The organism is Ruegeria sp. C9, assembly GCF_056537585.1.
This window is the reverse complement of the sequence record NZ_JBQFRU010000006.1, coordinates 346,158-364,132: the sequence shown is the minus strand read 5'-3', so window position 1 is coordinate 364,132 and position 17,975 is coordinate 346,158. Positions and strand designations below refer to the sequence as shown.

At 56.1% G+C, this 17,975-nt stretch carries 19 protein-coding genes and 1 tRNA gene; 8 read left to right on the top strand and 12 right to left on the bottom strand.

All coding sequences use genetic code 11. The features are described from left to right. The first annotated feature begins 1 nt into the window (after position 1). Together ACR0NE_RS17475 and ACR0NE_RS17470 are read left to right on the top strand one after the other, a co-directional pair. Positions 2 to 1,357, top strand: coding sequence for an amino acid ABC transporter permease (locus ACR0NE_RS17475; protein WP_170392880.1), 1,356 nt, complete (start codon positions 2 to 4; stop codon positions 1,355 to 1,357). A gap of 12 nt (positions 1,358 to 1,369) precedes the next feature. After that, positions 1,370 to 2,161 (top strand): amino acid ABC transporter ATP-binding protein, encoded by a 792-nt coding sequence (locus ACR0NE_RS17470; RefSeq protein WP_304621965.1) that lies wholly within the window; start codon positions 1,370 to 1,372, stop codon positions 2,159 to 2,161. Positions 2,162 to 2,208: 47 nt separating this feature from the next. Here the strand turns inward: ACR0NE_RS17470 and ACR0NE_RS17465 are convergent, their stop codons facing one another. The 12 genes from ACR0NE_RS17465 to rpmH all read right to left on the bottom strand — a co-directional run bounded on the left by ACR0NE_RS17465 (position 2,209) and on the right by rpmH (position 11,901). Then, entirely contained in the window at positions 2,209 to 2,706 is a 498-nt protein-coding gene (locus ACR0NE_RS17465; protein WP_170597774.1) for a histidine phosphatase family protein, read from the bottom strand. Beyond that, a complete protein-coding gene (locus ACR0NE_RS17460) occupies positions 2,703 to 3,356 on the bottom strand; it encodes a ferredoxin (protein WP_170597772.1) in 654 nt (217 codons plus the stop codon). Before ACR0NE_RS17460 ends, ACR0NE_RS17465 begins: the two co-directional genes overlap by 4 nt. Then, positions 3,356 to 4,147, bottom strand: coding sequence for a sterol desaturase family protein (locus ACR0NE_RS17455; protein ID WP_170597771.1), 792 nt, complete (start codon positions 4,145 to 4,147; stop codon positions 3,356 to 3,358). Before ACR0NE_RS17455 ends, ACR0NE_RS17460 begins: the two co-directional genes overlap by 1 nt. A 57-nt stretch (positions 4,148 to 4,204) precedes the next feature. Next, positions 4,205 to 5,068 (bottom strand): acetylglutamate kinase, encoded by an 864-nt coding sequence (gene argB / locus ACR0NE_RS17450; protein WP_170392876.1) that lies wholly within the window; start codon positions 5,066 to 5,068, stop codon positions 4,205 to 4,207. Between the two features lie 147 nt (positions 5,069 to 5,215). Then, positions 5,216 to 5,869, bottom strand: a complete 654-nt coding sequence (yihA, locus tag ACR0NE_RS17445; protein ID WP_170508735.1) for a ribosome biogenesis GTP-binding protein YihA/YsxC — start codon at positions 5,867 to 5,869, stop codon at positions 5,216 to 5,218. After that, positions 5,866 to 6,603, bottom strand: coding sequence for an MOSC domain-containing protein (locus tag ACR0NE_RS17440; protein WP_170597769.1), 738 nt, complete (start codon positions 6,601 to 6,603; stop codon positions 5,866 to 5,868). The genes yihA and ACR0NE_RS17440 overlap by 4 nt, the downstream gene beginning before the upstream one ends. Next, on the bottom strand, positions 6,600 to 8,423 hold the full coding sequence (gene yidC / locus ACR0NE_RS17435) for a membrane protein insertase YidC (RefSeq protein WP_170424574.1): 1,824 nt from the start codon (positions 8,421 to 8,423) through the stop codon (positions 6,600 to 6,602). Before yidC ends, ACR0NE_RS17440 begins: the two co-directional genes overlap by 4 nt. A 126-nt stretch (positions 8,424 to 8,549) precedes the next feature. Further along, on the bottom strand, positions 8,550 to 10,091 hold the full coding sequence (locus ACR0NE_RS17430) for a GGDEF domain-containing phosphodiesterase (protein WP_170597768.1): 1,542 nt from the start codon (positions 10,089 to 10,091) through the stop codon (positions 8,550 to 8,552). Between the two features lie 70 nt (positions 10,092 to 10,161). Then, positions 10,162 to 11,046 (bottom strand): tRNA 2-thiocytidine(32) synthetase TtcA, encoded by an 885-nt coding sequence (gene ttcA, locus ACR0NE_RS17425; protein WP_170597766.1) that lies wholly within the window; start codon positions 11,044 to 11,046, stop codon positions 10,162 to 10,164. Positions 11,047 to 11,084: 38 nt separating this feature from the next. Then, complete coding sequence (gene yidD / locus ACR0NE_RS17420; RefSeq protein WP_170597765.1) at positions 11,085 to 11,318, bottom strand: membrane protein insertion efficiency factor YidD; 234 nt, start codon at positions 11,316 to 11,318, stop codon at positions 11,085 to 11,087. Continuing rightward, positions 11,315 to 11,740 carry a ribonuclease P protein component gene (gene rnpA / locus ACR0NE_RS17415; protein ID WP_170597763.1) on the bottom strand — a complete coding sequence of 142 codons (426 nt, stop codon included), beginning with the start codon at positions 11,738 to 11,740 and terminating at the stop codon, positions 11,315 to 11,317. The genes yidD and rnpA overlap by 4 nt, the downstream gene beginning before the upstream one ends. Positions 11,741 to 11,766: 26 nt before the next feature. Continuing rightward, the gene (gene rpmH / locus ACR0NE_RS17410) at positions 11,767 to 11,901 is read right to left on the bottom strand and encodes a 50S ribosomal protein L34 (protein ID WP_005980833.1); all 135 of its coding nucleotides are present in this window, start codon (positions 11,899 to 11,901) and stop codon (positions 11,767 to 11,769) included. A 268-nt stretch (positions 11,902 to 12,169) separates the two neighbouring features. Between rpmH and ACR0NE_RS17405 the strand changes: the two genes are divergently transcribed. The 6 genes from ACR0NE_RS17405 to ACR0NE_RS17380 all read left to right on the top strand — a co-directional run bounded on the left by ACR0NE_RS17405 (position 12,170) and on the right by ACR0NE_RS17380 (position 17,970). Continuing rightward, positions 12,170 to 12,928, top strand: coding sequence for a TVP38/TMEM64 family protein (locus ACR0NE_RS17405; RefSeq protein WP_480459796.1), 759 nt, complete (start codon positions 12,170 to 12,172; stop codon positions 12,926 to 12,928). A 3-nt stretch (positions 12,929 to 12,931) separates the two neighbouring features. Beyond that, positions 12,932 to 14,350 carry an FAD-dependent oxidoreductase gene (locus ACR0NE_RS17400; RefSeq protein ID WP_170597762.1) on the top strand — a complete coding sequence of 473 codons (1,419 nt, stop codon included), beginning with the start codon at positions 12,932 to 12,934 and terminating at the stop codon, positions 14,348 to 14,350. An 18-nt stretch (positions 14,351 to 14,368) separates the two neighbouring features. Next, a complete protein-coding gene (locus ACR0NE_RS17395) occupies positions 14,369 to 15,751 on the top strand; it encodes a sensor histidine kinase (protein WP_480459794.1) in 1,383 nt (460 codons plus the stop codon). A gap of 64 nt (positions 15,752 to 15,815) precedes the next feature. Further along, a tRNA-Arg gene (locus tag ACR0NE_RS17390) sits at positions 15,816 to 15,892 on the top strand. Positions 15,893 to 16,232: 340 nt separating this feature from the next. Next, complete coding sequence (locus ACR0NE_RS17385) at positions 16,233 to 17,006, top strand: DUF3800 domain-containing protein (RefSeq protein ID WP_170597761.1); 774 nt, start codon at positions 16,233 to 16,235, stop codon at positions 17,004 to 17,006. 154 nt (positions 17,007 to 17,160) lie between these two features. Continuing rightward, the gene (locus tag ACR0NE_RS17380; RefSeq protein ID WP_480459792.1) at positions 17,161 to 17,970 is read left to right on the top strand and encodes a Hachiman antiphage defense system protein HamA; all 810 of its coding nucleotides are present in this window, start codon (positions 17,161 to 17,163) and stop codon (positions 17,968 to 17,970) included. Positions 17,971 to 17,975: the final 5 nt, after the last annotated feature.

Here is a 17,975-nt window from a genome sequence, read left to right as displayed (position 1 = left end):
TATGAGTGATGTTTCATTTGTCCGCACGGAAATGTTGCCGGAACAGGCACCACCCGCCTCCGAGGTCGGTGTACTGGGCTGGATCAAGCATAACCTGTTTTCAAGCTGGCTGAACGCCATCCTGACAATCGTCTCGCTGGTCTTCATCTACTATGTGCTCTCCAACATCCTGTCCTGGACGTTCGAATCCGTTTGGAACGCCAATTCCCTGTCGGAATGTCGTGAGATCATGATGGCTACGTGGGGCGATACGCATGGTCATGCCTGCTGGGGTGTGATCAAGGATCGTTGGCTACAGCTGCTATATGGGTTCTATCCGCCGTATCCGGCGCATCCGGATGCCACATGGTCGAATCCGCCTGAAACAGGGGCATGGCCGGCCTATTTCCGTCCGAACCTGACCTTCATCCTGTTGTTGGTTGCTATTGCGCCGGTGTTGTTCACCAAGGTGCCGCGTAAGCTGTTGATTGTAACGGCGGCTTATCCGTTCCTGCTGCCTTGGCTGATGTGGGGTGGCTCGATCTGGGGGCCGCTCATGGTCGCCGCCGGATTTGCCATCGGGTATTTCGCGTACAAGTTTGCGCTTCCGGTTGCCGGGTCTCTTGCCGCGATTATCCTTGCGATTGCGCTGCCCATACTATGGTGGCTGTTTGCTGCCGGTTCCGTGGCTGACGCAATCAATGCAATCATTCCGATCGGTATCGCGCCGGTGGAAAGCCGCGACTTTGGTGGCTTTATGCTAGCGATCCTGTTGGGTGTCGTGGCCATTGGTGTTTCGCTGCCTATCGGTATCGTGCTGGCGCTGGGTCGTCAGTCCGATCTGATGATCGTCAAATACCTGTGCGTGGGCTTTATCGAGTTCATTCGGGGCGTGCCGCTGATTACCCTGCTGTTTGTGGCATCGCTGTTGCTGAACCTGTTCCTGCCGCCGGGCACTAATTTTGACATCATCCTGCGGGTGATGATCATGATGACCCTGTTCTCGGCCGCCTATATGGCCGAGGTGATCCGGGGTGGTCTGGCCGCCCTGCCGCGTGGTCAGTACGAAGGCGCAGACAGTCTGGGCCTGAACTACTGGCAGGCGCAGCGGCTGATCATCATGCCACAGGCGCTGAAAATCTCGATCCCGGGCATCGTGAGCACGTTCATCGGTATCTTCAAGGATACGACTTTGGTCTCGATCATCGGTCTGTTCGACGTGATTGGCCTGACCAACGGCATCCGCGCCGATACCGCCTGGAACGGCGTCTACTGGGAACTGTTTGCCTTTATCGGCGTTCTGTTCTTCGTGGTTTGCTTCTCCATGTCCCGTTATTCCATGTACCTGGAGCGCAAGCTTCAGACTGGCCACCGTTAAGGAGTTCAACACATGTCTGAACTTGCAATTGAACGCGAAATCGACCGCTCCAAAATGCAGGTGAGCGACGAAATCGCCATCGAAATCACCAACATGAACAAGTGGTACGGGGCCTTCCACGTGCTGCGCGATATCAATCTGACCGTCAATCAGGGCGAGCGGATCGTGATCGCGGGGCCGTCGGGGTCGGGCAAGTCTACCCTGATCCGCTGCCTGAACGCGCTGGAGGAACACCAGCAGGGCACGATCATTGTGGATGGGACCGAGTTGTCGAATGACCTGAAAAACATCGACAAAATCCGGTCCGAGGTTGGCATGGTGTTCCAGCACTTCAACCTGTTCCCGCACCTGACCATTCTGGAAAACTGCACGCTGGCCCCGATCTGGGTGCGCAAGACGCCCAAGAAAGAGGCCGAAGAGCGCGCGATGCATTTCCTGGAAAAGGTGAAGATCCCTGAGCAGGCCGACAAGTATCCCGGTCAGCTATCGGGTGGTCAGCAGCAGCGTGTGGCGATTGCCCGCTCGCTGTGCATGATGCCGCGGATCATGTTGTTCGATGAACCTACATCGGCGCTGGACCCTGAGATGATCAAAGAGGTGCTCGACACCATGATCGAACTGGCCGAGGAAGGCATGACCATGCTGTGTGTGACCCACGAGATGGGCTTTGCCCGCCAGGTCGCCAACCGCGTGATCTTTATGGATGCCGGTCAGATTGTGGAGCAGAACGAACCGGAAGAGTTCTTCAACAACCCGCAGAGCGAACGGACCAAGTTGTTCCTCAGCCAGATTCTGGGACACTAAATTCGGATCAGAAAACTAAGAAGGCGGGGTGTCGACCTCGCCTTTTTCTATTCCAGCAGCTCGCGTGGGATCGTGAAGCCCAGAACCTCACCCTGATGCCATTCGAGCGCATTCCAGTCGGGGATATCGAACCGGATTACAGTCGTTGCACAAGTCGGATAGTCGTAGAATCTCGAATGATCGGGCTGGTTGCGTACCAGCCGATTTGCAAATGCAGCGATGTCGGGATTATGCCCCAGCATTAGTACGGTATCGCCGGTGGCTGTGGCCAATTCGGCGAACATCTCATCGGGGCCTGTCAGATACAAGGCGGGGGTAAAGCGGATTTTCGGGGTGCTCAGCCCCAATCTGTCCCACGTTTCCCGCGTGCGCTTGGCGCTTGAGCAGATAACGTCATCCGGTAGCCAGCCATTGCTTTGCAGCCACGCCCCAATCGCGGGGGCCGATTTGCGTCCTCGATTGTTCAACGGGCGGTCGTGATCTTCGGCAAAGGGATCGCCCCAACTGGACTTGGCATGGCGCATTAGGATCAGTGTGCGGGTCATGATCGGTGAAATGCTTTCATGTGATGCGCAGATTGCTCTGGCTGGCGCTCTGCGCCGGCGCTGAGAGGGCAGGCGAGCCGGGCGAGGCAGCCTTTGTTCATGCAGCTGTGTCCCGCCTTGGTATCGAGATGATCATGACAGGCTGCCACGTCATAGAAGCTGTGGGTGTTCAATGCCCCAACCGGACAGGTTGTTGCACAAGGCGCGGGGCATTCTGTGCAGGGTGACGATTGAGACACGGATGGAATTGAGAACTCATCCGCAAAATGCAACGCACCACGGAATGATATCATCATCCCTACCGTATCGTGCACCAGGGCCCCGACTGGACTGCTGAAGGTGCGACCGGACTTAAGTGCCCAGTCAATGAAGGGTGCGTATGGTGGGCCGCCGAACGGATAGTAGGCGGTGCCCCTCATGTCCTGCGCAAGCTGGCCGATCACCCGTCTGGACCAGCGATCAACCGGGTCGGGTTGGCCATCCTGCCACTCAGCCGAGGCCTTCAGAGCAGGCCAGAATGCCCCCGCAGCCCCCAGAAGGATCAGGGTTCCGTCATTAAGTTGCTTTGCTTCACTGGGCCTTGGATGAAGTGCACCCATAACTATCAGCCCAACCTGAGTGGCTGCTCGTTCGACATTGGCGTAGGTCATCAACGGCGGAAGGGCAGAGCCAGGCTCCAGCCCAGTTTTGTTGGTCGATCGTCCTGCCATTCCAATCCCACGCTCATTTGTTCGTGCCCGTCCCGAGGTTGTGCAATGTAAGTCCCCAGCATTCGGTCCCAGATAGACAGTGCAAAGCCATAATTGCTGTCATGCTCTGTTCGGAATACCGAATGATGTACGCGATGCATATCGGGTGTCACAAGAATCCTACGTACCACAGCGTCAACGGCAAGGGGGAGCTTCAAGTTTGAATGATTGAACAACGCTGTGCCATTAAGAAGGATCTCGAACAGGATCACAGCCAGGGCGCTGGCGCCGAGCAGATAGATTAGCCCGATTTTCAGGATCATGGACAACGCGATTTCAACAGGGTGAAAGCGGACTGCAGTAGTGACGTCCATGTCTCGGTCGGCGTGATGCACACGATGTAGCCGCCAAAGGATTGGCACCTTGTGGGTAATCAGATGCTGTAGCCAGATTGCAAAGTCCAGAATCAGCACACATAGAATAAGCTCAACCCACCCTGGCCAGGCGAGCCAATTAAAAACGCCCAATCCATTTTTCCCGGCATCAATGGCAGCGCCAACTGCAAATAAGGGCAACCCAATCGCCATAGTCCTGAGCATCAGTGTGTTCAAAACAGTGATTGATAGATTGGTTAGCCACCGATTTTTTCGCGGACAGGTTCGTAAGCGTTTTGGCGCAATTGTCTCTGCCGCCGCAAACACAACAAACAGGATCAAAAACACGCTTAGGCGAAATAGGGGCTCGTTCTCCATACATTCACAATCGAGCATGTTAATGCCCGGTGCAAGATGTTGAAGATCACTATGGCGTTAATCAGGACGGATCAAGGATCCGGCACCGTGTTCCGTAAACAGTTCGAGCAACACCGCATTTGGCGCGCGCCCGTCCAGAATAACGACCGCCCGAACGCCATTATGCAGCGCGTCCAGCGCAGTTTCGGTTTTTGGAATCATCCCACCCGCAATAGTGCCTTCACGCGTCATCTCACGAATCTGGCCGGCTTTGAGCTCGGTCACGACATCGCCCGCTGCGTTCTTGACGCCCGCTACATCGGTCAGCAGCAGCAGGCGGTCTGCCTTAAGAGCTGAGGCGATCGCCCCGGCTGCAGTGTCGCCATTCACATTGAAGGTTTCGCCATTCCGACCTGCGCCCAGCGGCGCGATCACAGGGATAACATCATGCGCAAACAGGTCATGCAGGATTTTGGGGTTCATCTCGGACGGTGTGCCGACAAACCCGAGCGAGGCGTCGGTCTGTTCGCACATCATCAAATGGGCATCCTTGCCCGACAGACCCACAGCCATGCCACCCTGCGCATTGATCGCCTGCACGATCCGCTTGTTCACAAGGCCCGACAGGACCATTTCGACCACTTCGACTGTGGCTTTGTCCGTCACGCGTTTACCACCCACAAACTCGGACTGGATATCCAGTTTGTCGAGCATCGCATTGATCATTGGGCCACCGCCGTGCACGACGACCGGGTTTACGCCAACCTGACGCATAAGCACCACATCGCGCGCAAAGCTTTCCATGGCTTCGTCGCTGCCCATGGCGTGGCCACCTAGCTTGATGACGACAATCGCACCGTCGTATCGCTGCAGATAGGGCAGGGCGCTGTTCAATGTGGCGGCGGTGGCGATCCAATCCCGGTTCATATCTCGTGTCTTCATGGCTGAGTGTCCCTCTGGGACCCTGTGTTAGGGCGTTTGGAGGATGGTGCCAAGACCGGATCGCGGAAACAGCCAATCTGAACGGGCCGTACCCGATGGGCGCAGCCCGGCTTCCTTAGCTCATGACTTGGATATTGCTGAACAGCGTCACTCCAGATGCGCAATGATCGAACGCAGGGTCGGAATGCCGTCGCCCTTCTCGGATGAGGTCAACACGATCTCGGGGAAGGCCGCAGGATGTTTCGAAAGCGCGGCGCGTACCTGGTCCAGCACCTTTTCCCGGTCTTTTGCTTTGACCTTGTCGGCCTTTGTCAGAACGCATTGAAAGGTCACTGCGCTGGCATCCAGCAGCTTCATGATCTCGGCGTCCACAGGTTTCACCCCGTGGCGCGAGTCGATCAGGACGAAGGCACGGCGCAGGGTCTGACGTCCACTCAGATACTGTTTCAGCAGACGTTGCCATTTTTCCACGACCTTCACCGGCGCGTTCGCATAGCCGTACCCTGGCAGGTCGACCAAATAGAGTTCAGGCCCTTGCGTGAAAAAGTTGATCTCTTGTGTACGCCCCGGCGTGTTCGAGGCACGTGCTAACCCCTTGGTGCCCGTTAGCGCGTTGATCAAGCTGGATTTACCGACATTCGAACGCCCGGCGAAACATACCTCCAGCCGATCGGGGGCAGGCAGGCCATCCATGGCAACGACGCCTTTGACGAATTCGGATGGCCCGGCAAACAGCTTTCGACCGGTTTCCGTTGCGAATTCATCTGGAGTTTCAGCTAGTGGAAAGGGAAGTGTAGTCATAGAACCTGTACCTCGTCACCGGTGTGAATGGTGGCCCCTTCCAGAACTTCGGCATAAACGCCAAAATCCTGATGATCCCAGCTGCTCAGCGCACCCAGTGTGTCGGCATCCCGCTCACCCGTTTCAGGGTTGGCGGTTGTCGCCAAACACCGCGTGATGCGTTCGCGCACATGAAAAACGGCCTCGCCGATCCGGATGTCGCGGCCAATCCAGTCGAACTCATTCCACAGCGGCAGGCCATCGAACCAGATATTTCCGCGCCAGCGAGCGATAGAAAGATCCCTGCCTAGCTTCTGTTCGACCGCCCGATGCGACGACATGTTGCACAAACTGATCGAAGGAAAATCGCTGTCCGTCATGCCGCGATTAGCGGCGCGGACAATGCGGGCAGACGCAGCGCGATCTGCAGGCATCAGCGGTTTGACCCAGCCCAGAAAGGTATCCTGATGCGTGTCGGGCTCAAAGCTTAGATCGGGGCGATTGGGATGGCTCAGCGTGACCGAGTCGCCTTGCAGCTGCGCCGAGATTGCCATCAACTGAGGGGCCTTCGCGCCTCGGCTGAAATTGGCGCAGGGTGCCCATTCCGATCCATCCGCTTTCGACGCCTCATGTGCAACCGCCCAAACACGATCCCCGGGCATGGTATGCCCGGGGATCATGGTAACGTGATCAAGGCGTTCACGCCCGTGACTTTTGATCGGGTGCCGCCAAATGCTGGTGACCGAACCGCTCATTTGTCGTCCGTCTTTGGCGTGCGTTTGAAGCCTGATTTGATGTTGCCGAATACATCGGGCGTATAGCCCTGGCTCCGCATGATCAGGTATTGCTGGGTAAATGTGATCGTGTTGTTCGCGATCCAGTAGACCACCAAACCGCTGGCAAATCCGCCCAGCATGAACATGAACACCCATGGCATCCAGGCAAAGATCATCGCCTGTGTTGCATCGGTCGGTGCCGGGTTCAGTTTCTGCTGCAGCCACATCGAGATACCCAGCAGCAGTGGCAGGATACCGATAAAGATCAGCGCCATGAAGCTTTCAGGCTGCGGTGCCGCCCAAGGCAGCCAACCAAAGAAGTTGAAGATTGAGGTAGGATCCGGAGCGCTGAGGTCCTGGAACGGGCCAAACCATGGGGCTTGACGCAGTTCGATGGTGACAAAAATCACCTTGTACAGCGAGAAGAAGATGGGGATCTGCATCAGGATCGGCAAACAGCCTGCGGCCGGGTTAACCTTTTCCTTCTTGTACAGCTCCATCATGCCTTGCTGCATCTTCTGGCGGTCATCCCCTGCGGCCTCTTTCAAGGCTTCCATCTGGGGCTGCAGTTCCTTCATCTTGGCCATCGAGACGTAGGATTTGAAAGCCAGCGGGAACAGAATCGCCTTGATGATCAGGGTCAGGCCGATGATCGACCAGCCCATATTGCCGATCAGCAGATTGATGTTGTGCAGCAGCCAGAAGATCGGCTTGGTCAGGAAGAAGAACCAGCCCCAGTCGATGCTGTCGATGAATTTCTGGACGCCTTCCGCCTGGTATTCCCGAATGGCTTCCCATTCCTTGGCACCAGCGAACAGGCGTGTGGTCACTTCGGCAGTCTCACCCGGCGCTACGGTCAGCGTCGGCAGTACCGTTTCGGTTTGATAGATTTTGCGGCGCGAGTCATATTTTGCGGCTGCTTTGAAGGTCGAGCCCGGCTCTGGGATCAGCGTGGTCATCCAGTAGTGATCCGTGAAGCCGATCCAGCCATCTTCCTTGACCTGATAGACCTCGGCCTGCGCCCGTTCGTTCGGGTCGATGTCAAAATCGCGGACATCACCATAGTCAACTTCGGACAGCGTGCCGTCCGCCATGCCGATCACACCCTCATGCAGGATGAAGAAGTTTTTCAGGCCCGGAAGGTCGCCATCTTCACCAATACCGTGGCGCGCAAGAATGCCATAGGGGGCCATGCCCACCTCGGTTTGGGTTGCGTTTTCAACCGATTGGGTAACTGTGAACATGTAGTCCTGATCGACCGCGATGGTGCGGCGGAAAGTCAGGCCATTGCCATTGTCCCAGGCCAGCGTGATGGGGCTGTCTACGCCAAGCGTCTCACCCTCTTCCAATGTCCAGAGCGTGTTGGGGCCCGGGACATCCGCACCTGCAACTCCTGTACCCGGTGCCCAGCCGTAAAGGGCATAATAAGCCGATTCCGAACCAACCGGAGACAGCAGCTCAACAATAGGCGCGCCTTCTTCGATCGAGACTTTATAATCTTTCAGAAACAGCTCATCGATCCGCCCGCCGGACAGGGACAGGCTGCCTTTCAGACGGGGGGTGTCAATGTTGACGCGAGGGGCTTGTTCCTCTGGCAGTGTTTCCTCGGCGGTCGCTGTGGCTTCACCCACGGTGCTGGTCGCGCTGGGTGTTTGCACCTCGTCGCCTTCCAGAGCTGCAATTTCTGCAGCGTCCTGCGTCGTGGTTGATTCCGGCGGTGGGAACAGCACGAACCAGACAAGGATCACCAGAAAGCTGAGCGCGGTTGCAAGGATGAGATTTTTGTTCTGATCGTCCATCGGGGACAGCCACCTTGAGCAGTGAAACACACCCGGTGGGTTCAACAGAGTGCAGCCCCAAAGGTCAAGCGGAATCGCCCGTTGAATCGCCCAGACGCTGGATTTGGCGCACCGTAATTGCAGATTTCATCCCATTTTGCGACCGATCTTGGATGCACCCCTGATCTTGGCACGATGCGCCGCGATCCAATCCAGGGTCTGCTCAAATGGCATTGGCTTTGCAATTCCGAACCCCTGAACGTGGTTACTGCCCAATTGCGCCATCAACGCGTGCTCACCGGGCGTTTCCACGCCTTCGGCGAGCGTCTCGAGGTTCAGGCGTTCAGCCATGGTCAGAATGGCGCTGACCAGTTGCTGCTGGCTGGGATCCTGATCGGATTTGGTGACAAACGTCCGATCAATTTTAATCCGCGAGACGTCAAACCGCTTGATAGAGGCGATTGAAGCATGTCCGGTGCCAAAGTCATCCAGGTCGATACAACATCCAAGCGCAGCCATGCCGGTTACATTCCGGGTGATCACGTCATCCGGCCTGCGAGAGAACACGGTTTCCAGAATCTCAACCGCCAGCCGATCCGGTGTCAAATCAAACTGATCCAACTCCCATTTCAGGCGGTCGATCAAGCCGGGATTGCGCAACTCATCGGATGAGAAATTGATACCGATCCGGGGCACAACGCATGCTGCACGATCCCAAGCTTGCATCGCTTTAAAAGCATGGTGACGCATGATTTGGCCTAGCCGCTCCATCAGTTCGGCTTGCTCGGCGAAGGGCAGGAATACCTGCGGGCTGAGAACACCTTTTATTGGATGCTCCCACCTTGCCAAAGCCTCGAACCCTGTGATGTTCCCATTATCCGTTGAAACCTGAGGCTGAAACCAGGGCCGAATCTCTCCATTGTCCAATGCCGCCTCGAACTCTTTTCTCAAATTGGCTCGGACCAGGGATCGCCGACGGGTCGCGGTTGAATAGGCGCGTATGGTCGAGGGACCGCTTCTTTGCGCCTCGGACAGTGCAGCGGTGGCGGCGCCAATCCACTCATCAGCCTCGGCCTGTCGCAGGTCTGAATGCAGGCAAAACCCGATCGAGCAGGATTGGTAAACTCCTGTGCCATTCAACAAAAGCGGCTCTTCGACTGCGCTTTGGATGCGGCCGGACATTTGAATGCAAGCTTCCAGATCAAGATGTGGGGAGGGATGCAGGCCAATGAGAAACCGGTTCTGATCGATCTGCGAAAAGATGTCCTGATTTCGGATGATCGACAGGATGCGATCACTGAATTGCTGCTTTATATGAGTGGCGGCAGCCTGACCGTGCAGATCCTGAAGCTCGGCATAGCCGTCCAAAGCAATTGCGATACAGGCGGCATTCTCACCTGATTTGCTGACCGATTCACTCAACGCCTCCAACTCTGATTGGAATACGCCATATGGAACCAGGCCGCTGGGGCGCATACCTGAACTGCGGGCTGTATAAGAACGGCTTCCCCAATTTCCGATGACGGCAAAAGCAAGGGGCAAACCCAACGCCGTGGTAACAAGCGCACGTTCACCGCCCAACCAGAAGGCGGCTAAACACGCCGCGGGAATAAATGCCAGAACCTGCGGTCCGGTGAGAAATATCTGCAGCGTTTCGGAACAACGGTCGACAAAGAGGAATTTCCGCATAGGTTTTACGGCCTTCAGCTTGGGCTAGGATCGCGCAAGCCAACCGTAGGAAATCAATCTGAGTCAGGCGTTAACGTAACTGGGGAATATCGTCTGAATTTTCGTCTTTTTGAATCGGATCGATCGAAAGATTTGCGAAATCAAACAGTTTTGGGTCCAGAAGATGCGAAGGCCGCGCATTGGTCAATGCCCGAAACATCACTTGCCGCCGACCGGGGCTGTTCTTTTCCCACTGATCGAGGATCTGCTTGACCTGCTGACGCTGCAGCCCGTCCTGACTGCCACACAGATCGCAGGGTATGATGGGATAGTTCATCGCCTTGGCGAATTTCTCGCAATCCGCCTCGGCCACATGGGCCAGCGGGCGATAGACGAACAGATCACCTTCTTCATTCACCAGTTTTGGTGGCATGGTTGCAAGACGACCGCCATGGAACAGGTTCATGAAAAAGGTTTCAAGGATGTCATCGCGGTGATGGCCAAGCACAACTGCGGAACAGCCTTCCTCGCGCGCGATACGATAGAGGTTGCCACGACGCAGGCGTGAACACAGCGCACAATAGGTGCGGCCCTGCGGAACTTTGTTCATCACAACGGAATAGGTGTCCTGATACTCAATCCGATGTGGCACCCCCATACGGTCTAGGAATTCTGGCAGGACTGTTGCCGGGAACCCCGGTTGCCCCTGATCCAGATTGCAGGCCAGAAGATCCACGGGCAGCAGACCGCGCCATTTCAGTTCGTAGAGCACCGCCAGAAGGGTATAGCTGTCCTTGCCGCCCGATAGGCAGACCAACCAGCGGGGTGTTTTACCTTCGGCGGTGCGGTCCACCATGCCGTACTGCTCAATGGCCTCGCGCGTCTGGCGCACGATGCGCTTGCGCAGCTTCTTGAACTCGGTGGTTGAAGGCGCACCGGCAAAAAGCGGATGGATATCGTCGGCTTCATCAAACATGGGCGGGGCCTATCGCAGTTGGGCGAACCGGGCAAGGGTCAGGGTCGTTCGTCTTCTGGCACAGGGTCATAGCCGTCACCACCCCATGGATGGCAGCGCCCAATTCGGTGCGCGGCCAGCCATGCGCCCTTGATGGCGCCGTGTTTTTCAAGCGCCTCCAGTGCATAGGCGGAACAAGTCGGCTGATAGCGGCAGTTGAATCCAACCCAGGGGCTGAAGATCAACCGGTAGGCCCGGACGGGTAAGGCGAGGAGATGGGCAAAGAGGGTCATTTGCCACCTCCGTGTATTTTGCGCAGCGCATAGCGCAGATCGTCTTTCAGTGCATCAAAGGGCCGTGCAGCGGTTACCTCGGCGCGGCCGATCAACACGTAGTCCCAGCCCGCATGCCCATGAATAGGTAATACGGCCCGCGCGGCTTCGCGCAAGCGGCGTTTGGCGCGGTTGCGGGCGACGGCATTGCCGACCTTCTTTGAGCAGGTGAACCCGATGCGAATGCCCGCAGCCTCATCAGCGCCACGTTTACGCGCCTGCACCATCATCGATGCAGTGCCTTGCCGTTTGGCCCGCGCGGCTTTCAGAAAGTCCGAGCGATTCTGCAGTACGGTCAATGATTCAGATGCGCAAACGGACGCCGCCGGGGGCGTCACCCTCGGCTGGTTGTTACCATCCTCAGGGGCCTCCGGCGGCGTCATGTTCATAACCTGAAAGGTCGAGCGGTTTATGCGCTCAGCGACTTACGGCCGCGTGCGCGACGTGCGTTCAGGATTTTGCGGCCGGCTTTGGTGGCCATGCGCGCGCGGAAACCGTGGCGGCGTTTGCGAACCAGGTTCGAAGGCTGATAGGTGCGTTTCATCGCTCCGTCTCCAATCTATAGCGGTGGGTGCGGCGCGGATTCGCCTGGCCCTAGTGTTCGAAGCCCGTCCTCTACTGGGTAGCGGGGGGTAAGTCAAACCCCTAGGTGGGGGTTTTGGTGCGTTTTGCAACAAATCTGTAATCTGCCCGGGCAAAAGATTTCAAAAACCGGGTTCAGAGCGCGTATCCCTCACATTAAGTGCCATAAACATCAAGGCCCCGTGAGGCCTCTGTTGCAGCGCGCGCGGACGGCGCATGTTGTGGGTAAGATGAATGAACAAGAACCTGCTACCCAGATGAACGAAACCACCAAGATCCCGCGCAACGGGCTGGCACGTCATATCCCTTTGGCGGTGATTCTCGCCGTTGCCGCCGTGGGGTTCTTTGCGCTGGGCGACTATCTGACCTTTGAAACCCTGCGCGACAATCGCGAGGCTTTGCTGGCCTGGCGCGATTCAAACTACTGGGCGATGGCTGCGGCTTTCGTGGGGATTTACATCATTATTGTTGCCTTCTCGTTACCCGGTGCTGCGGTTGCTTCGATGACCGGTGGGTTCCTGTTCGGGTTGCTTGCAGGAACGGTTTTTAATGTTTTTGCCGCAACCATAGGCGCTTCGACGATCTTTCTGGCCGCACGCTGGGGTTTGGGTGAATCTCTGACCGCCAAGCTTGAAGCCTCGGAAGGGACGGTCAAGAAACTGAAGGACGGGCTGCGTGAGAATGAAATCTCGGTTTTGTTCCTGCTGCGTCTTGTACCTGTGGTGCCCTTCTTCGTTGCCAATCTGGTGCCCGCATTGGTTGGGGTAAAGTTCCGAAACTTCCTGATCACGACGGCGCTGGGCATCATCCCTGGTGGGATTGTCTATACCTGGATCGGTGTTGGGCTGGGTGGTGTCTTTGATCGCGGCGAGACCCCTGATGTCTCGCTGTTATGGGAACCCTTCGTGATCGGGCCAATTATTGGCTTGTGCGCGCTGGCAGCGCTGCCGATTGTCATCAAATCCCTCCGTGGTCGAAAGGGCTCCTGATCCATGCAAGAGTTGAAAACCGATATCCTGGTGATCGGGGCCGGGTCAGGCGGGTTGTCTGTAGCCGCCGGGGCCAGCCAGATGGGTGCGGATGTCATCCTGCTGGAAGGCCACAAGATGGGTGGGGATTGCCTAAACTTCGGCTGTGTCCCATCCAAGGCTCTGATCGCCAGCGGCAAGGCTGCATATGCTCAGGCCCACGCGTCGGCTTTTGGTGTCGCGGATGTGACGCCACGGGTGGATTACGCAGCTGCCAAAGAACACGTGCAAAACGTCATCGCCCAGATCGAACCCATGGACAGTCAGGAGCGTTTTGAAGGCTTTGGCGTCAAGGTAATCCGGGAGTACGGCCGATTCATCTCACCCACGCAGGTACAGGCCGGAGATCACCTGATCACCGCCCGTCGCGTCGTGGTGGCCACAGGTTCATCGCCCTTGGTGCCGCCGCTGCCCGGGCTGGATCAAGTGCCGTATTACACCAACGAGACCATATTCGACCTGCGCGATAAGCCCGAGCACCTGCTGATCATCGGCGGAGGTCCCATCGGCATGGAAATGGCGCAGGCGCATATCCGGCTGGGCTGCAAAGTGACTGTGATCGAAGGTCTGAAAGCGCTAGGCAAAGATGACCCCGAAGCTGCAGCCGTCGTGCTGGATAGTCTTCGGACGGAAGGTGTCGAAATCCATGAAAACGCCATGGTGTCCCAGATCCGAGAAAATGCAGGCACCATTGAGGTGGTCACTGAGAATGATGAGGTCTACGCGGGCTCTCATCTGTTGCTGGCCGTCGGGCGCAAGACCAATATCGACCGTCTGAACCTCGACGCTGCCGGGATCGACAGCACGCGGGCAGGCATCAAAGTGGACGACTCTTTGCGCACGAGCAATCGCAAGGTCTATGCCATTGGTGATGTTGCAGGTGGGCTGCAATTTACCCATGTCGCCGGATATCATGCGGGGATCATCATCCGCTCTGCCTTATTTGGGCTTCCGTCGAAAGCGAAGACAGCTCATATCCCATGGGCCACCTATACAGATCCCGAACTGGCACAGGTCGGCCTGACCGAGGCACAAGCCCGTGAACAGCATGGCGACGCGGTGGAGGTTGCCCGGTTCGACTATCACCACAATGACCGTGCAGTTTCCGAGCGCAAGACCAAGGGGTTCATCAAGGTGATGGTCGTAAAGGGCCGACCTGTGGGCGCGACAATCGTCGGATATCAGGCCGGAGAATTGATCAACTTGTGGTCGCTGGCGCTGGCCAATAATCTCAAGATGGGTCAGATCGCAGCGATGGTTTCGCCTTACCCAACGGTCGGAGAGCTTAACAAACGTGTGGCAGGAGCCTATTTCTCTCCAAGGCTGTTTGAGAATCAAATGGTTAAACGAGTGGTCAGGTTCGTCCAGCGCTGGATTCCCTGACCCAAGGAGGAGCGCAAAGTGAACTCGCTGTCGGGCCGATTTCTGATCCTGACGACGGTCTTCGTCATGTTGGCCGAAGTGCTGATCTTTGTGCCCTCGATCGCGCGTTTCCGTGAAGATTTTCTGCTGAACCGGCTGGAACGCGCCCAGATCGCCTCGCTTGCTTTGTTGGCCGACGATATGCTGGCTGATGAGCTTGAAGCGGAATTGCTGTCAAATGCGGGGGTCTATAACGTCGTATTGCGCCGCGACGAGGTGCGTCAGCTAATGCTGTCTTCACCGATCCCGACCCAGATCACCAAGACCTTTGATTTGCGTAATGCCAGCGCTTGGGTGCTGATCCGTGATGCTGTCTCGAGGCTGTTTACCCCCGAAAACGAGGTCATTCGTGTGATCGGCGCGCCGGTCAAAGACGCAGGGCTGTTGATCGAGGTGACAATGGACAGTGAGCCCTTGCGTATGGCCATGACGGATTATGGTCTCCGCATCCTTGGGCTGTCCTTTGTGATCTCAATCATAACGGCCTCGTTCTTGTTTCTGGCTGTGCGCGTGGTACTGGTGCGTCCGATCAAAAGCGTTGTTGGCTACATGCAGCGCTATGCCAGCGCACCTGAGGATGCGCGCGGCATCATCTCCCCCAATTCAAAGGTGACCGAACTGCGCGAGGCCGAAGAGGCCCTGCAGATGCTTCAAACCGATCTGACCCAGGCCCTGAAACAACGTGAACGTCTGGCCCAGTTGGGCGGGGCGGTGGCCAAGGTCAGCCACGATCTGCGCAACATTCTGACGTCTGCTCAGCTGTTTACCGATCGAATTGAGGCAAGCAATGACCCCCTGGTGGCGCGAATGGCACCGAAACTTGTCAATTCGATCACGCGGGCGGTTTCCTTGTGCGAAAGCACCTTGGCGTTCGGACGCGCCGAAGAACCAGCCCCAACCCTGACCATGGTGCGCTTGCGGGACGTTACCGCAGATGTTGTCGCCAGCGAGCAACTCGCCATTGCCGATGCCTGCGTTGAGATTGTGAACGACGTACCCGAAGATCTTGTTATCCGTGCCGACCCGGAACAGATTTTCAGGGTTATCATGAACCTCGTGCGCAATGCCCGGCAGGCGCTTCTGACGTCGGGCAAGGCGGGTCGTGTAACCGTGTCGGCATCCGAATTTGATACCGACTGGTGCATCGAAATCAGCGACACAGGTCCAGGCCTGCCCCCAAAGGCACGAGAGAATCTGTTTACTCCATTTCAAGGCGGTGTTCGCAAAGGGGGCTCGGGACTTGGGTTGGCGATTTCGCAAGAACTGGTGCGGGGCCACGGCGGAGATCTGTTTCTGAAAGACACAGGGCCAGATGGAACCACCTTTGAAATAAGGCTTCCACGCGGTGATATGACTTTTTGAAGTTTTTTTGAAGAATCGACTTGCGCGCCCTCGACCTCAGGTCTAAATACCGCTTCACCAACGCGGACCGATAGCTCAGCTGGATAGAGTACTTGACTACGAATCAAGGGGTCGGGGGTTCGAATCCTCCTCGGTCCGCCACTGGTTTCCTGTTGAACGTCACACGAACCTGATCCAACCGTCATAGTTGGACCAAAAAAGCGGTGAACGTTCGACACTGGAAGGCGCCCCAAAAGTTTCTTCTATTAGAAACGAAATTAGATCCTGAGCTGCAGATCAGTTGCTAGAGCTAGAACTTAGTTCCAACTTTGTGGGCGTCGGTTTGCTGTTTCTCGCGGCCCTTTGCAGACGTTGGATAAACTATCGGTTCGCTGTGCCTTCAACACGGATGGCCGCCATTCACTGCAAGTAAGTAGCTCTCCCGCGAAAACATGTTGAATGTTTACTTTCGTAATGGGCATCGCGTTCCTATCTCTGTGTCATGGCGTACTTCTACCTCGACGACAGCAAGCACCATGGACACAGTTTCTCGCTCGCAACCTTTGTCATTTGCCAGAACGATCCGGCCAAAGAGGTTTCTCAGATCTACCTGAGATATGGATACGACCCAGGTGCTTTTGAGTTCAAAGCATCGATGAAGATGAACGGTAACCAAGCGCTCCAAGATCTCCGCGCAGAGCTCAAACATTTTATCCAACGCAACTGCAAAACCGCTGTTTGTGTTGTTGAAGACGATAAACGGCTCGGCCCGGCATCCCTTAAACTCTTGAGCGCGGCCCTTGATCATCCCACGCTGAAGGACCAAAATCACGATGTTGCATTCGATGAAGGTTTGTTTTCCTCAGCGGGTGCAGGGCAGAGGTTAGCATCAAAAATGCCCTCTCTAAGTAGATGCAACTTCGCTTTTGAGCAGGACTCTAAGCTTGTAGTGGGAGTCCAATTGGCTGATCTGGTCGCACATACCTGCGCGACTATGCTGCGCGAGTCGTTGCTTCCTCAACCAAAGACAATCGTTTGGGATGACCCTGCAGACATGACATACCACGGGCTAGAAGTTCCGCTGGAATTTGAGCTGTGGGCATACATACGCTATTCATTTCTATCGATGAATAAACCGGAACAGGACGCGAATTATGATCCTGCCCTGGTGGATGTATTTCCTTGGGGATTGTATATCGACGACGAAGTAGATGACAAGCTCGCGGAAGCTGCCTTTAAACGCTTCGGAGAAAACTACGTGGGGTGCTGCCACTAGCGGCCCATAGCTGTCTTTTGACCGCAATTGACGCGCGGTCCGCTTCCTATCCAATTACTGTCCTGCAACAGTCAAAGTACCTTGTTGAAAATCTGAATTTTGCCTATTTTCAACGCTGTACGTTATTTCATTTTCTTGAGGGGACTCATATATTTTGGCGACGCCTGATCACATTCCATGGCTCGAAACTACCGATGAGGTCATCGAAACGGCAGACGGCCGCGAGGCGAAAATATGGGTACTACAGCACACCGATGATCCTGCGATCCTCTCGGCTTGGGCAACCCATTACCGACAGCACTACTGTCGTGATGAAGACCTGCCAGATCTGGTTGCTGACACGGGGCTGTCGAACGCCGATTTTCTGACGAACATCAAATTCCCAGATGCGGTAGCTGCCCCTGGTCCTAGTACGCGCGCAGGCGACTTTGGTGAGATCTTGGTGGCGGATTTCATCGAATATGTATTTGGGTACTGGTGCCCACGGCTAGGCCGATTTGAGGATCGTGAGAACCGCAATGTACCCTCGAACGGTACCGACGTTATCGGGTTCAGCTTTGCAGATGACGAACCAAATCCTCATGACGAATTGCTCGTCCTCGAATCGAAAGCTGGATTTCGGCCAACGACAACAAATCGCCTGCAACAGGCGATCAATGATTCTGGAAAGGACTTGGTCCGCGAAGCGATGTCTTTGAGCGCCATCAAACAGCGACTTCTCAAGGTTAACCGAGACGATGCACTGAAGGTTGGGCGTTTTCAGAATCAGAACGATAAACCGTTCAAGCGCACCAATGCCGCAGTCGCTGTGCTGGATAATGAAGTATTCAACGACATGGCGCTTGAGGAGTCAGACGCATCGGAGCATCCGAACGGCGACAATCTCAGGCTGATCATCATTCGAGGAACATCGATGATGGACCTCGTTCACGCACTCTACGCGAGGGCTGCGAATGAGGCCTGAACGGG